Below are 13035 nucleotides of genomic sequence, written 5' to 3' on the forward strand. Positions count from 1 at the left end.
TTTTCTTGGATCACACTTGCGCGTGAAAGTGCCCGATTACTGAGCGGTACCGCTGTAAGCGTGGGGCCAGGTGATGCCGTACGTGCCGGAAGTGCCAGGAGCAGCCTCGGGGTTGGTCAGCTTGATGAACGCAGCGCCCAGCACAGGAGTGGGAGCGGAGAAGTTCACTTGACCCCAGCCGTTCATGTAAGGAGCAGCCACGGACTGGCGAGCAACCGATGCGGCAAGAGCCGAGTTGTCGGTCGAGAAGCCCAGAACGTTCACTTCACCGCACAGCTGCGTCTTGGTGATCTGACCAGGCGAGAACACTGCGCCGTCTTCTTGGAAACGCTCTTCGCGATCATAGAAGGTTTGGCCCGAAGCTTCCACGCAGATCTGACCAGCAGTGTTGACCGTGGTGTTGCTGGAGCTAGCGGTGAAGATGTTGTCCGACACAGCCGTGTTGAACAGACGGTACGAAGTACCGGCATCGTTACCACCACCGAACGAAGCACCAGGAGCCTTCACGTCCCAACCCAGATTGTTGGAAGCAGCTTGCGCCGTACCAGCAGCATAGTTGGCAGCAATGGAGTAACGACGTGTAGGCATCGAGAACACCCAGTCGGTCTTAGCCGAGATGGTGGTGTCGGTAGCGTACTGGTTGACCACGGAGGTACGAGCGATAGCGTCGGTCAGAGCCTTAGCCTGAGCGTCAGCAGCAGCCTGGGTAGCACCAGCGCCGGAGACAGTGTAAGGCGTGGACAGATCAGGCACGTCATAGTGCTGAGCCGTGATCACATTGGCCACCATCAGCGGATCGGAAGTCTTCAGTGCAGCAGTGCCTGTCTTTTGCGGCGAGAAGACGTTCACAGGAGCGTCACCCGTTGCAACGATAGCAGCCATGGCGCCGGAGAACGTCGTGGTTTGAGCGACGTTCATCACGTACCAAGCACCCGTCAGACCACCAGTAGGAGCGCCGATGTTAGCGTTGTCCGTGCCGGGGGTGTAGTTCAGGGTTGCATTCAGAGCGGTGGAAGTGCAAGGAGCCTTGCCGTCCACGTGCTTGATGGCCTTGTACAGATCGCTGTCGGTCTTGATGTTGGCCATAGCCAGCACTTCGACGTAACCTTCGCGGGTCTGAGCGGCCTTGTCGGCAGCAGTCCAGTCCTTCTTGGACAGACGGTCAGTCACGAACTTGACGGGCGTGCCAGCAGCGATGCGGGGCAGCGTGCAGGTGTTGTCGGAAGTCACCAGCTGAGCCAGGCCGCTAGCGTCTGCAGTCACTGCAGCAGTCCAGACGTCGCCAGGCGACATGAAGACTTGGAAGTCAAGCACGTCGTCGGAGTTGGAAGCGCCGCGGAAACGCACCTTGACAGCCTTGCCGACGGTGTCGGTGTTAGTCAGGTGGAACACGGACATGTTGCCATTCTGGGCGTTGTAGTAAGGAGCCAGCAGAATGTGGCCCGTGCCGCTCTCGTTCACAGCGAACGTAGGAGCAGCAGCAGCAGCGCCTGCAAAGCCCAGGCCACCAACCATGGCAGCAATGCTCAGGGCCAGAACATTTTTCTTCATAAGAACTATCTCCAGTAAAAAGATAAGGTAGTTGCAACCACCACGATTGATCGCCAGGGAATCGTAGCACAGCCAATCGTGCCCCCATACCGCTTTCTGGAGGCGCCGAAGCGTTGTTTTGAAAAAAAACAACACTTCCCTGGCGAGCACCGGGTCAGGGACGGCGCATTATCACAAACATTGCCTGCTTCGCCTATCCCGCCCGATCTTCCGCAGCGCCGAACGATGCCGACACGCGAAACACTGAACGGCAAGCCACCATCAGACGTGGCTTGCCAGAGCTACTACTGAACGAACAGCCACCACTGTCCATCCTCTTTGATCCACACCTCTCCGATGGAGATCGGGATGCGAGCACCTCGCATCATCGGGGTGGATGTAGTGAAGTCTTTGCGCACCTCGCAGCGTTCCTGCTCGCATGTCACCGACGCGATCTCGCCGCCCTTGAGCGCAGGAATGACGCCATGGTCAAGGCGATACTTTTCCTGATCATTCACGGCACGGTAACCAGGCGAGGTGAACGCGTACGCCTTGGGCACTTCGCCGGCCATGCGCGCCTTCCAGAAAGCATTGGAGCGCTGGGTCACGGCTTCTTCAGGCGTCGTGCTGCCCATGGAGGCGCAGCCTGCCAAGACGGCAGCACAGGCCAGGCCGAGGCCCCACTTCAGCCAGTGCAGGCGCGAGGGCACAGCATGCTTTGTCGACTTGCTCATATGTGTTTGAACTCCAAAAAAAACGTTGGAACAACTTGAAGGCCGAATGTTCCGGCCTATGCGTGCCTTAACGCCGCTCGGGCGTGAGGGGACCGATTTCCACGGAGGCCTTGCCGCCTTCATCAAAAGGAGCAGGCGCTGATGCTGGCGTCTTCAGCATGGGCGTCAGGGAGCGCATCTTCTCCCGCAGATCATCGCTGACCTCACGCACATCGATATCGGTACGCACCACACGTGGCGTGATGATCACTATCAACTCAGTGCGAGCGCCCGAGTTGTTGGTAGTACCGAACAGATTGCCCACGACCGGCAAGTCATACAGATAGGGAATTCCGGAGCGCCCGGAACTGGAGTTTTCCTGTATCAACCCCCCCATGACAATGGATTCGCCCGAGCGAACAGCCACTCGGCTCGATATCTGGCGCTGCAGGAAAGAGCGTTGGCTGGTCACCTCATCCTTGCTTCCAACATCGGTCACAGATTGGTTGACTGTCATGGTGACCAGATTGCCCGCATTGACCGACGGAGTGACCTGCAGGTTCACACCCGTGTCCTTGTATGCGTAGTTGTTGATCGGAGTTCCCGAGGTGCCAACCACCGTGGTTCCAGATTGGTAGGGTTGCTGTGTGCCAACAGAAATTGCGGCCTGGTGGTTGTCCAGCACCATCAGTGTGGGGCTCGCCACCACCTTGACCTGGGTCTTGCCAGCCAGGGCGGTAAGAACAGCCTTGATGTTTCCCAGAGAGTTCTTGAGCGTGTAGTTGAAGCCTTGACCGAGCGTAATTCCCCCTAACCCTCCACTGTCGGTCAGAGAGGAAGCTCCGGGCGGGGCGTCCGTGCCTCCGGCCCCCAAGAGCCCGCCATTGCCTGTGTAGCCCTTGTTGCCCACATCACCACTGAATGCCCATTGCAGGCCATACCGCAGCGTGTCGTTGAGCGTCACTTCCACGATGCTAGCCTCGATCAACACCTGGGTCGGCGGCAGATCAAGCTTCTTCAAAGCAGCCTCGATACGTTCGAACTCCGCAGACGTACCCCAGACCAGCACGGAGTTGTTGAGCTCGTCGGCCATGACGCGGATGCTGCCGATACTGGCCGCCACAGGAGATGCACCTTGCACACCACCAGTCTGGCCCATCGTCCCGGACTGTCCGAAGGCGGTGCTGCCAAAGCGCGTTCCGGAACCGCTGTTGCCGAAACCACTGTTGCCGAAACTACCGCTGCTGCCAAAGCCGCTGTTGCCAAAACCGCTGGTATTGCCAAAGCCGCTGGTGCCCCCAAAGCTGTTACTGCCTCCGAACCCACTGGTTCCCATGGTGGAGGTGCCCAAGCCCGGAGCGACACCGCTATTGGCCGTAGTCCCGCCACCCGTTCCACCAAAGATGCCGGACAACACGCTTGCAAGATGCCTGGCATTGCCGTTTTGCACACGGTAGATGTTCAGTTGCGGTAGCGCACCACCCGAACCAGGCTGATCAAGCTTGGCAATCCAGCGGCGCGCCTCGTCCAGATACGCAGCGCGCGGCGTGATGACCAGAATGCTGTTGAGCCGTTCGATCGGCATGATGCGCAATGCTCCGAACAAGGGGTTCCCCTCCCCCAGAGCCGCTGCTGCAGGCGCAGCGCCCGCGGCAGCAGGCCTGCCCGCGGATGCGCCCCCTGGCACGGAAGCTCCCGGTTGAGCCGCCGCCCCACCGCCGCCGCTCATCAACTGCAGCGCCGTGCTGACTTCCTGAATGGATACATACTTGAGCGGAAATACCCCGACCGACATGCCTTCCAGCAAGTTCACGTCGAAGGTGCGCACCATTTCCAGCCAGCCTTCGGCCTGGGCACGCGAACCGGACATCACCAGAACGTTGCGCACCGCATCTACGCGCAATATGGCATCGGCCGGCACCATGGGCCGCAGGATGGCGGCCATTTCGTTGGCCCCGATATAGTTCAGTGAAATAACGATGGCTCCAAAACCAGGAGCCAGCGCAGTGGACTGGGAAGCCTGCCGCACCGATGCACCCAGGCTCTTGAGCACGTCGGCCCGTCCCACGTGATAGGTGCCCCTGGCATCACGCACCATGGCCAAGCCATTGGCCTGCAAGGCGGTCTCCAACAGATAGAGGGCCTGGTCACCCGGAATGTTCTTCTGCGTGCTAAGAGTCACTGTGCCACCGATGGGCGGATGCAGCACGTAGTCCAAACCAAGGATGTCGCCCAGCACGGTTCGCACGACCTGGGAAAGGGGAGCATCCTCGAAGCTCAGCTTGACCGAGGCTTCTTTCACTGCTGGCACCGGCTTGGCCTCTCCCAGCAGTTTTCCAGTACCTGTCAGGATACGCGGCTCTGCCTTGTCCTCTTTGTCAGAGCTGTCCTTGGGAGGAGCTTCCTCGTTGAAAACATAGCTCTGCGAGGCGTCCGCTCCGAAGTGGCTGACGAAATTATTCTTGGCGGGCTGGGCGCATGCCAGCAGCATTTGACAGACTGCCAACGCCATTGCGGTACGGATGGGACGGTTATGCAATTTCATGGTTTCTTGACCAGTCTTTCTCATTTCTTTGCGGGCACACTGGTTCCGCCAAAGACGGCTTGCGGCTCCTCGGGCTTGGCTGATGTATCGGAGGCGCCCTCAGGCTCCTGCGCCTGAACGGGGACCCGCAGCACAGGTGGCACCCTCATGCCGGCAGGGATGTTAGGCCCTTTGTCCACCGCAGCCTTCACCAGTTGCAACGTACGCGTCTGTCCGTTGCTTTCCAGAACGACATTGCGGCCCTGCAGGCTTTGCAACTTCCAGCCTGCAAAATTCTGGTTGAGCAGCAAACGCCGCTCCTTGCCGTCCAGCGAGAAAATGATTCCGCTGACCTGCCCTTCAAAAATTCCGGTGACGCGGGCCTGCTGCCAGATATCGGGCACTTCTTGTTGCGCCTTTTTCTCTGGAGCTGGCGGTGGCGGAGGTGGTGGCGGTTTGCGGCTGATGGCGAAGAGCGGCCGCTCCTGCATTTCCAGCAATTGCTGCTCGTCGCGCTTGCTCTGGTCTTCAGGTACGTTTGCAGGAGGAACGAGCGCCTTGATGTCCGCCTTCAGGGGCTGCGGCGGTATCCACGCAATGTTTTTCAGTTGCAACTCAGGCGTCAGCCATGCCCAGGCCAGCGCTCCCCCCAGCAACGCCGCAGGCAGAGCCAGTCCCGTGGTCCAAAGAATGCGCTGGTTCACGGCTTGCTCCGCAGAATGCTGAAAGTGAATTGCGCGCTGAGCTTTGGCGCCACCTTGGGATTGTTGCTTTCAAGATTGCCCAGCAGATTGAGCTGCAAGTCATCCAGCCACACGGTGGGGGAGACGTCCCGCAGGGACAGCAAGGCCAGCTGGATTGCAGGCCATCCACCTTCCGCCGTCATGGAAACTGCTATGCGCTCATACGGACCCAGGCTCTGACTCTGGTCTTCCGACTCCGAGGAGGGCCGTACCTGGCTGCTCACCACAGAAAGGCCCGCCTTGTCGAGAAGCGCCCGCAGTCGCTGCTGCACCGCATTGCCCGTTTGCGTGCTGTCTTGCTCTGCTGGATAGATGTGCAGCGCCTTCACGGTCTCTATCTGCTCCAGCGCCTCCTGGATTTCCTGCGCCTGCTCCTGAATACCGGCAAGTCTTGCGTAGCGGGGCTCCAGGGTCTCCACTTGCTCCTGGGCCCATACATGCTTGGAGTAAACCCAGGAGCTCAAGGCGGCAAGCGGCACAATCAGAATCAAGCCGATTCCCCCCAGCAGCAACCACTGGCGAGGTGTGAGTTTCTGCGAGCCGGCGGTCATTGGGCCTCCTTGGCATCCGCGTCGGCATCAGCAGACGGTTTTTCTTCTTCGGTCTTGGCCAGCAAACCCAGAATCTGGGGATCGACACTGGCTTCCAGTACAAAATTTTCCTTGCCTGACCCCGGTACACGCGTGACCGCTGTAGGTAACCGTACATCCTGGAATCCCGGCGTCTTAGCCAGCAATGCCACGACATTGGATGCGTTGTTGGTCAGGCCTTGGACGGTCAACTTGGTCCCCCGGAACACTACGCGCTGGGCCGCTGCATCATCGGGCAACACCTTGGTCAGAACGGCCAGCACCCGCAGATGGTTCAGTTGCTGCTGCAGTCGCTCCTGCAGTTTGCCAAGATTCTGTCCACCTTCGACCAGCTCCTGACGCTGGGCCATGACCTCGGCCGATGACTTCGTCAATGCGGCAAACTGTTGGCTGGCATCGATGGCCCTCATCCTCAGTTGCAGCGATGGAGTAACAACCAATGCCACGCCCAATGCCAACACGATGCCCAGGCCCATCAAGATCCAGTTGCGTCGCTTGGCTTCGCTGCGCAGGCGCGCAGGCTCGCCAAAGCCCGGCAAGACAACCAGTTCCGCGCCGGCAGGAGCCCAGACTTCGGGATGGCCATCTCCAGGCAACCTTGCTGACTGCAGTCGCAGCGCCTGCTCCACCTGATTTCGCGATGCGATCACCACCTCGACCCGCTGCCGACCCTGGGCTTTGGCCAGAGGACGCTGGACATATGACCAGAGTGTGTCCTGGGGCGCAAATGGCGTCATGGTCTGCACGTCGAGTTCAACGGCGCTGCGCAGGGCTGCAGGTGCCATCGGAGGCAGCGTCAGGGAACGCTGCAACACCTGCTCGGAATCCAGCAGAACTGCGGTATGAGTGACGCGCTCGAGCACATCACTGGATAAATCGGCCCATTCGATGTGCATACCCTGGGCTCTGGCGCCAGCGATGGTTGCTGCATCGCCAGCCACCTTCACAAGGGTAACCGGCATGGCTCTGCGCAGCCAGGGCAGGCGCACCAGCTTGTGGAACGCATCGTGCAGCTCCGCAGTCAGCTCGCGCAGATCCAGGCCAAACAGCTTGGCATCGGATGTCATCAGTCCCATAAAACGCCGCATCCGTTGAACAACATTGCTTTCAATTCTTTCTTCCTTCTTGCTACTGCAGCACCATTGAAACAGGCACTTGGCAGCGCCTACCCAAGGAAATGCCCAAAGCCTCGCTATATACGGCCTACCCAGGACTGCGTGGCCGAAAGCAACGTCCAGGGCAACGAGCCCCGACTGCCACCGCCGATGACATCGGCGTCCCGCACCACCATGACCGATCCACCATCGAACACCACCCGTGCGGTCAGACGATAGCGGGGACTGGAAAGACTCTCCTGAAAGGCTGCGCCGCCGGTGCCATCCAGCGCGGCCAAAAGAGCAGCAGGTGCCGCCTTGGGGTTGATGCCAGTGCGCCCATCGGTATCCGCCACGATGAAGGGTCGAATCTGTGCGTAGATGCCATAGGTCACACCGGGAATCTGCAGCAGATCTTCGGGCGCCTCCCACGCCACGCTATTGACCACCCCTTTTCCTGCCTGACGGAACTCGACCAAGGCCTGTGCAAGCGCCGCGCCCTGCCCCAAGCCCATGCGTGTGAACAGTGATCCCAGCAATTCCGGCGAAGCCGCATTGATATTGACCAGACCGCTCCAGGGCAGAATTTCGACCTCTATTATCTGCCCCCCCCATGGAACCTGCTCCACCCTACGTTCGCTGAATTCCTGGGGCTTGAGTGCAATCTGTTGCAAAACCTGATAGATGGCTGCTTCTCCCCGGGCTCGTCCAGCAGCCATGTCGCGCGTAACACCAACCACCGAGGCCTCCTGGCGGACCACCTTGCCCAAACTGGTGGCAAAAATGGAAAGTGCTGCAACGATCCAAAGTACAAGCACCAACGCCATGCCCTGGTGTCTCTTCATCCCGCCTGCGTACTGCCGGCTCATCGGCGGCTCCCACCGAATACGGCGCCGCCGCTGCCAGAGCTTCGGTTGGTGGCAGGAGGGGTGTAGAAGGCAATCGCCATCAACGGCCAGACACCACCGGCCGATTCCAGCTGAATCTGGACCGCAGAAGGCAGCTCCTTGTCATCAACCCACTGCGGCTGCCATTGCGCAACGCCCGATTTCGCGTTCTGGTAGCTCAGCACGAAGGCCGTGACGGCCCGCTCCAGGACATAGGATTGGCCCTGCCCCCAGTCAGGAGCGACGTCCACCCCTTTCCAGGGAGCGAAGCGCAGCACCAAGGCGTCACCGTCCAAGGCCAACTGGAAATGGGTTCGCCCACCCATGCCAAACCGGGCCGGCATGATTCCCAGCCACTGCATTCCCTTGGGTCCGCCTTCAAAGAAATACTCGCTCTCTCCCTGCTTTCGCATACCGGTCTGCCTCTGGGCAGCGGAAATCTGCCCCAGCACAGAGCGCAAGAACCCGATCGACACCCGCTGATGGTCCATGCGGTCAAGCCGGGCATCCACACGTTCCTGCGTCTGCGAGACTGTTGACATGACCGAGGCCAACCCCAGGGTGAGCATGGACAGCAGCACCATGGCCACAAGAAGCTCCACCAGCGTAAAACCTTGCGCACGGGGACGAGGTGCCTTGAACCTCCTCATCACCTTGTCACCTCGCCAGGTTGCAGCGGCCGCTGAGGACGAAGTGTCTCGAACACCCAAGTGCGCCCCTCAAAAAGTATGGTGATACGCAGGGCATGCAAAGGAGCCGCAGTTTCCGGCAAATCACCTGGCGAAAATGGCGCCGAAATCACCTGCCAAGCATACGAACCATCCTGCCCGGAGGCCTGGTTTCCGCCGGGATCGACCATGGGAAAAGCGTCCATCAGCGATTCGGCCAGCATGGCCACGCCCTGGGTCTGCTCCAGCTTGGCCACGCCACGCGCAGAACCGCCAACGGCGCGATAGATCAAAGCGACCGATATGGCCATGATGGTCAGGGCGACCAGCAGTTCCAGCAGGGTCATACCCCGCGCCGCAGCGCGGGAGCCAGAGCGTTGCGGCATCACAGTGTCTCTTTGGTGACCTGGCCGGACAGCCAGTCCACCCGCAAGCGCACGCCACCACCGCTTTCACCTCGTATCAACGAGATGCTGCCGCCCGTCGCGCCTCCCTCGGGCAGGAAAACAATGGTCTGACTGCCGTCGGCAAGTGCGGCGCCGGCCGCCGTGACGAGCTGCACCTTCAGGCCTTCGGGTACTTTCGCAGATGCCTGCCCGGCAATACCGTATTGCTGGCTCACTGTGTTGAAGGCAAACGCCACGGGCATGCCCTGCAGCGTCGCCTGCTGCCGAGCCTTGCGCAGCAGGGCCGTGACGTCCTGCACGGTCTGGCGGTAGGCGACGGCATCTCGCAGCTTGCCCATGGCGGGCGGCACGATGCCGATGATCGCGGCAAGGATGCCGAAGACCACCAGCAACTCGATCAGCGTGAAACCATGGGCGCGCTTCAAGACATATTCCCGGCACGGAGGCAGCGTTGCACTACGGCGTCAGACCAGCAACTTACTTGGTGTTGCGGATATCGGAGGCCTCGCCGTCGCCACCGGGTGTGCCATCGGAACCCAGCGAGAGGATCTCGAGGTCGCCATTGGCAGCCGGGTAGGTGTAGCGGTAAGGGTTGTTCCAGGGATCATTCGGCACGCCGCCCTTCAGGTAGGGGCCCGCCCAGCCGGCAACGCCGGCAGGCTGCTTGACCAGCGCGTCCAGGCCCTGCTGCGAGGTGGGATAGCGGCCCACGTCGAGCTTGTACAGCTCCAGCGCCTTTTCGATGTCGGCGATCTGCACGCCGGCCGTCTTGGTCTTTGCTCCACCCAACTGGTTCAGCACCTTGGGGCCGACCAGGCCGGCCAGCAGGGTCAGGATGGCCAGCACGACCAGCAGTTCGATCAGCGTGAAGCCACGCTTGCGGGCGCGGGAGGACAGTTGCTTTTGCATGCGCATCATCTTCTACATACCTTTCAGACAATTCAGATTCATCAGACGGCCAGATCGTTGACGGACAGGATTCCGAGCAGGATCGACACGATGATGGAGGCGATAAGGATACCGAGGACCAGGATCAGCGCCGGCTCCAGCATGGTCAGGAGGCGTTTGATCGCGTTTTCGACCTCGCGGTTCAATATGTTGGACAGCTCCAGCATCATGTCGCCCAGGCGGCCGGTTTCCTCGCCGACCCGCACCAGATTCAGGGCCAGGGGCTCGAATTCTCCGGTTTTCTGGGCGGCATGGGCCATGCGATGGCCCTCCTTGACCATGGGGCCCATTTTTTCCAGGCGCTCGCGGATGGCGACGTTGGAAACCGTGTCGCTGGCAATGCGCAGTGCGGTCAGCAACGTGACGCCGTTGCCCAGCAGCGTGCCCAGCGAGCGGCTGAACAGGGTGAGCTGGTACTTGCGCACCACGCCACCCAGGCCCGGCAGGCCCAGCAGCCACGATTGCCAGGTCTGGCGGCCCTTGGGGCTCTTGGCCCAGCGGGCTAAGACCCAGCCCAGCGCGCCCATCACGATGAACACCGCCCAGCCGTAGCTGCGAAACGCATGGCCCAGCCCCATCACGAATTGCGTGGGAAGGGGCAGCGCGTCACCCATGTCGTTGAAAAGCTGTTCGAACTGCGGCACCACGAAGCCCAGCATGGCCACCAGAGACAGCACGGCCACGCCCAGCAGGATGGCCGGATAGATGGTGGCCGAGACCACGCTGTCGCGCAGGGCACGCTGGCGCGCCATGTGTTCCACCAGCCGGTTGAGCACGCCCGACATCTGGCCGCTGGCTTCGCCCGAGCGCACCATGTTGATATAGAAGTCGCCGAACAGGTCGTGGTGCTTGCCCAGTGCCTGGCTCAGCGGCATGCCGGCCTTGACGCTGTCGAGCACGGACTGGAGCATGGCCTGCATCTGCACCTTGTGGCTCATCTCGACCAGGACCTTGAGCGCGTTGTCCAGCGACAGGCCGGCCCGCATCATGATGGCCAGCTCGGTGGTCATGCCCTGGATGTCGTCGGCCTTGATGCGGCCTTTCTTGAGCGCACGCGCCGCCAGCGGCACATTGCCCAGGCTTGCGGCTTCCTCGACCTTGATGGGCGACAGGCGGCTCTTGCGCAGGTGCACCACCACCTCGGCCACGGCCGCAGCGGAAAAAGTGCCCTTGACCATCTGACCGCGGCTGTCCACGGCCTCCCAGCTGTAATCAGGCATCGCTTTGGTCCTGGGTCACGCGCAGCACTTCGTCCAGCGTGGTGGCGCCCGAGGCCACCTTGCGCAGGCCGTCGTCGTAGAGGCTCAGCATGCCGCTCTTGGCCGCCATGGCATGCAGGGCGTTGGCGTCCTGGCCTTCGATGATGGCGCGGCGCAGCGGCTCGTCGATGACCATGAGTTCATGGATGCCGGTACGGCCCTTGTAGCCCGTGCCCCGGCAATGCTCGCAGCCGACGGCGCGGTAGATGGGCGAGCCCTCGCGCAAAAAACGCTTGAGGCCGCTGCCCTCGACGGCGGCCGCCGGTAGCGTGTCGGGCTGCTTGCAATGCGAGCACAGCGTGCGCACCAGGCGCTGGGCCAGCACGCCGTTGACCGAGGACGTGATCAGGTAGCTCTCCACCCCCATGTCGCGCATGCGGGTGACGGCGCCTGCGGCCGTGTTGGTGTGCAGCGTGGACAGCACCAGGTGACCCGTCAGCGCGGACTGCACGGCGATCTGCGCGGTTTCTCCGTCACGCATTTCGCCGATCATGATGATGTCCGGGTCCTGGCGCAGGATGGAGCGCAGGGCGTTGGCAAAGGTGAGGTCGATCTGCGGATGGACCTGGATCTGGTTGATGCCATCGAGCTGGTACTCGACCGGGTCCTCGACGGTGATGATCTTGTTGGAAACCGCGTCGATCTTGGACAGGGCCGCGTACAGCGTGGTGGTCTTGCCCGAGCCCGTGGGCCCCGTGACCAGCACGATGCCGTGCGGCTTGGCCAGCAAGGTGTTGAAGCGCTCCAGCGTATCGACCTCGAAGCCCATGCTTTCCAGGCGCAGGCGCACGTTGGCGCGGTCCAGCACCCGCATGACGATGCTCTCGCCATGCACCGTGGGTGCGGTGGAGACACGCAGGTCCAGTTCGCGGCCCTTGGCGCGGGTCTTGATTCGGCCGTCCTGCGGCAGGCGCCGCTCGGCAATGTCCAGATGGGCCAGCAGCTTGACGCGCGAGCCCACGGCCGCGCTCAGCCGGGGCGGCACGAGTTCGGCCGCATGGATCACGCCGTCCATGCGGTAGCGCACCTGCAGGCCGGCCTCGAAGGGCTCCAGGTGGATGTCGGAGGCGTGCAGCTCGATGGCACGGGAAATGATGCCCGTGACCAGGCGGATGACCGGCGCCTCGCTGGCCAGGTCCTTCAGGTGCTCGACGAAGTCGCCACCCGTGGCGTCCGACTCCCAGTCCTGGCCTTCTTCGCCTTCGGGTTCCTGGCCGGCTTCGGACAGGGCCTTGCGGATATCGGCTTCCAGCGCCAGCACGGGCTTGATCTGCAACCCGGTGGCCAGGCGCAGCGCCTTGGTGATGAAGGGGTCCTGCGGCACGGACATGGCCACTTCGAGCACGCCGTCCTGCAGCGAAATGGGGCAGACGCACTGCGCATCCAGAAAGCTGGCCAGCAGGCCCGGCACATCGGGCAGCAGGTCGGGAAACTCTTCCGCGCGCAGCCAGCGCATGTGCAGCTGCTCGGACAGCGCCTGGGCCACGTCGGCTTCCGCCACCACGCCCAGCTGGACCAGCACCTGGCCCAGGTAGCCGCCCAACTCCTGCTGCGCCTGCAGGGCGTTTTGCAGATCGCGCTCGTTCAGCTTGCCGGCGGAAAGCAGGCGTTCGCCCAGCCGCCCCTTGATCGGGGCTTCGACACCGGCAATCGGTTCCATGACGTGATTGGT

Annotated in this window: 13 protein-coding genes; all 13 read right to left on the minus strand. The window is 61.7% G+C overall.

The window, feature by feature from the left end:
- Window positions 1-36 precede the first annotated feature (36 nt).
- Complete coding sequence (locus IB269_RS12150) at window positions 37-1551, minus strand: cell surface protein (protein WP_192367252.1); 1515 nt, start codon at window positions 1549-1551, stop codon at window positions 37-39.
- Between the two features lie 284 nt (window positions 1552-1835).
- Window positions 1836-2264 (minus strand): hypothetical protein, encoded by a 429-nt coding sequence (locus tag IB269_RS12155; protein WP_192367253.1) that lies wholly within the window; start codon window positions 2262-2264, stop codon window positions 1836-1838.
- Between the two features lie 67 nt (window positions 2265-2331).
- Window positions 2332-4788 carry a type II secretion system secretin GspD gene (gene gspD, locus IB269_RS12160; protein ID WP_192367254.1) on the minus strand — a complete coding sequence of 819 codons (2457 nt, stop codon included), beginning with the start codon at window positions 4786-4788 and terminating at the stop codon, window positions 2332-2334.
- Window positions 4789-4808: 20 nt separating this feature from the next.
- Window positions 4809-5471 carry a hypothetical protein gene (locus IB269_RS12165; protein WP_192367255.1) on the minus strand — a complete coding sequence of 221 codons (663 nt, stop codon included), beginning with the start codon at window positions 5469-5471 and terminating at the stop codon, window positions 4809-4811.
- The gene (gspM, locus tag IB269_RS12170; RefSeq protein WP_192367256.1) at window positions 5468-6061 is read right to left on the minus strand and encodes a type II secretion system protein GspM; all 594 of its coding nucleotides are present in this window, start codon (window positions 6059-6061) and stop codon (window positions 5468-5470) included. The genes IB269_RS12165 and gspM overlap by 4 nt, the downstream gene beginning before the upstream one ends.
- Window positions 6058-7167: a PilN domain-containing protein gene (locus IB269_RS12175; protein WP_192367257.1), complete on the minus strand. Its 1110-nt coding sequence runs from the start codon at window positions 7165-7167 to the stop codon at window positions 6058-6060. Before IB269_RS12175 ends, gspM begins: the two co-directional genes overlap by 4 nt.
- Before the next feature lie 125 nt (window positions 7168-7292).
- The gene (locus IB269_RS12180) at window positions 7293-8021 is read right to left on the minus strand and encodes a helix-hairpin-helix domain-containing protein (protein WP_225614091.1); all 729 of its coding nucleotides are present in this window, start codon (window positions 8019-8021) and stop codon (window positions 7293-7295) included.
- A gap of 38 nt (window positions 8022-8059) precedes the next feature.
- Window positions 8060-8731 (minus strand): prepilin-type N-terminal cleavage/methylation domain-containing protein, encoded by a 672-nt coding sequence (locus tag IB269_RS12185; protein WP_192367258.1) that lies wholly within the window; start codon window positions 8729-8731, stop codon window positions 8060-8062.
- Window positions 8731-9135, minus strand: a complete 405-nt coding sequence (locus tag IB269_RS12190; RefSeq protein ID WP_225614092.1) for a type II secretion system protein — start codon at window positions 9133-9135, stop codon at window positions 8731-8733. Before IB269_RS12190 ends, IB269_RS12185 begins: the two co-directional genes overlap by 1 nt.
- A complete protein-coding gene (locus tag IB269_RS12195; protein WP_192367260.1) occupies window positions 9135-9581 on the minus strand; it encodes a GspH/FimT family pseudopilin in 447 nt (148 codons plus the stop codon). Before IB269_RS12195 ends, IB269_RS12190 begins: the two co-directional genes overlap by 1 nt.
- Before the next feature lie 52 nt (window positions 9582-9633).
- Window positions 9634-10074 carry a type II secretion system major pseudopilin GspG gene (gspG, locus tag IB269_RS12200; protein ID WP_043819862.1) on the minus strand — a complete coding sequence of 147 codons (441 nt, stop codon included), beginning with the start codon at window positions 10072-10074 and terminating at the stop codon, window positions 9634-9636.
- A 32-nt stretch (window positions 10075-10106) separates the two neighbouring features.
- Window positions 10107-11324: a type II secretion system F family protein gene (locus IB269_RS12205; RefSeq protein WP_192367261.1), complete on the minus strand. Its 1218-nt coding sequence runs from the start codon at window positions 11322-11324 to the stop codon at window positions 10107-10109.
- On the minus strand, window positions 11317-13023 hold the full coding sequence (gene gspE / locus IB269_RS12210; protein WP_043819858.1) for a type II secretion system ATPase GspE: 1707 nt from the start codon (window positions 13021-13023) through the stop codon (window positions 11317-11319). Before gspE ends, IB269_RS12205 begins: the two co-directional genes overlap by 8 nt.
- Window positions 13024-13035 lie beyond the last annotated feature (12 nt).

The organism is Delftia sp. DLF01 (genome assembly GCF_014852125.1).
GTDB classification, from domain to species: Bacteria; Pseudomonadota; Gammaproteobacteria; order Burkholderiales; family Burkholderiaceae_C; genus Comamonas; species Comamonas acidovorans.

Excerpts from the sequence above, each read along its gene's own strand:
- IB269_RS12150 (WP_192367252.1), bottom strand. The coding sequence starts at position 1,551 with ATGAAGAAAAATGTTCTGGCCCTGAGCATTGCTGCCATGGTTGGTGGC.
- IB269_RS12155 (WP_192367253.1), bottom strand. The coding sequence starts at position 2,264 with ATGAGCAAGTCGACAAAGCATGCTGTGCCCTCGCGCCTGCACTGGCTG.
- gspD (WP_192367254.1), bottom strand. The coding sequence starts at position 4,788 with ATGAAATTGCATAACCGTCCCATCCGTACCGCAATGGCGTTGGCAGTC.
- gspM (WP_192367256.1), bottom strand. The coding sequence starts at position 6,061 with ATGACCGCCGGCTCGCAGAAACTCACACCTCGCCAGTGGTTGCTGCTG.
- IB269_RS12175 (WP_192367257.1), bottom strand. The coding sequence starts at position 7,167 with ATGACATCCGATGCCAAGCTGTTTGGCCTGGATCTGCGCGAGCTGACT.
- IB269_RS12180 (WP_225614091.1), bottom strand. The coding sequence starts at position 8,021 with ATGGCGTTGGTGCTTGTACTTTGGATCGTTGCAGCACTTTCCATTTTT.
- IB269_RS12185 (WP_192367258.1), bottom strand. The coding sequence starts at position 8,731 with ATGAGGAGGTTCAAGGCACCTCGTCCCCGTGCGCAAGGTTTTACGCTG.
- IB269_RS12190 (WP_225614092.1), bottom strand. The coding sequence starts at position 9,135 with ATGCCGCAACGCTCTGGCTCCCGCGCTGCGGCGCGGGGTATGACCCTG.
- gspG (WP_043819862.1), bottom strand. The coding sequence starts at position 10,074 with ATGATGCGCATGCAAAAGCAACTGTCCTCCCGCGCCCGCAAGCGTGGC.
- IB269_RS12205 (WP_192367261.1), bottom strand. The coding sequence starts at position 11,324 with ATGCCTGATTACAGCTGGGAGGCCGTGGACAGCCGCGGTCAGATGGTC.
- gspE (WP_043819858.1), bottom strand. The coding sequence starts at position 13,023 with ATGGAACCGATTGCCGGTGTCGAAGCCCCGATCAAGGGGCGGCTGGGC.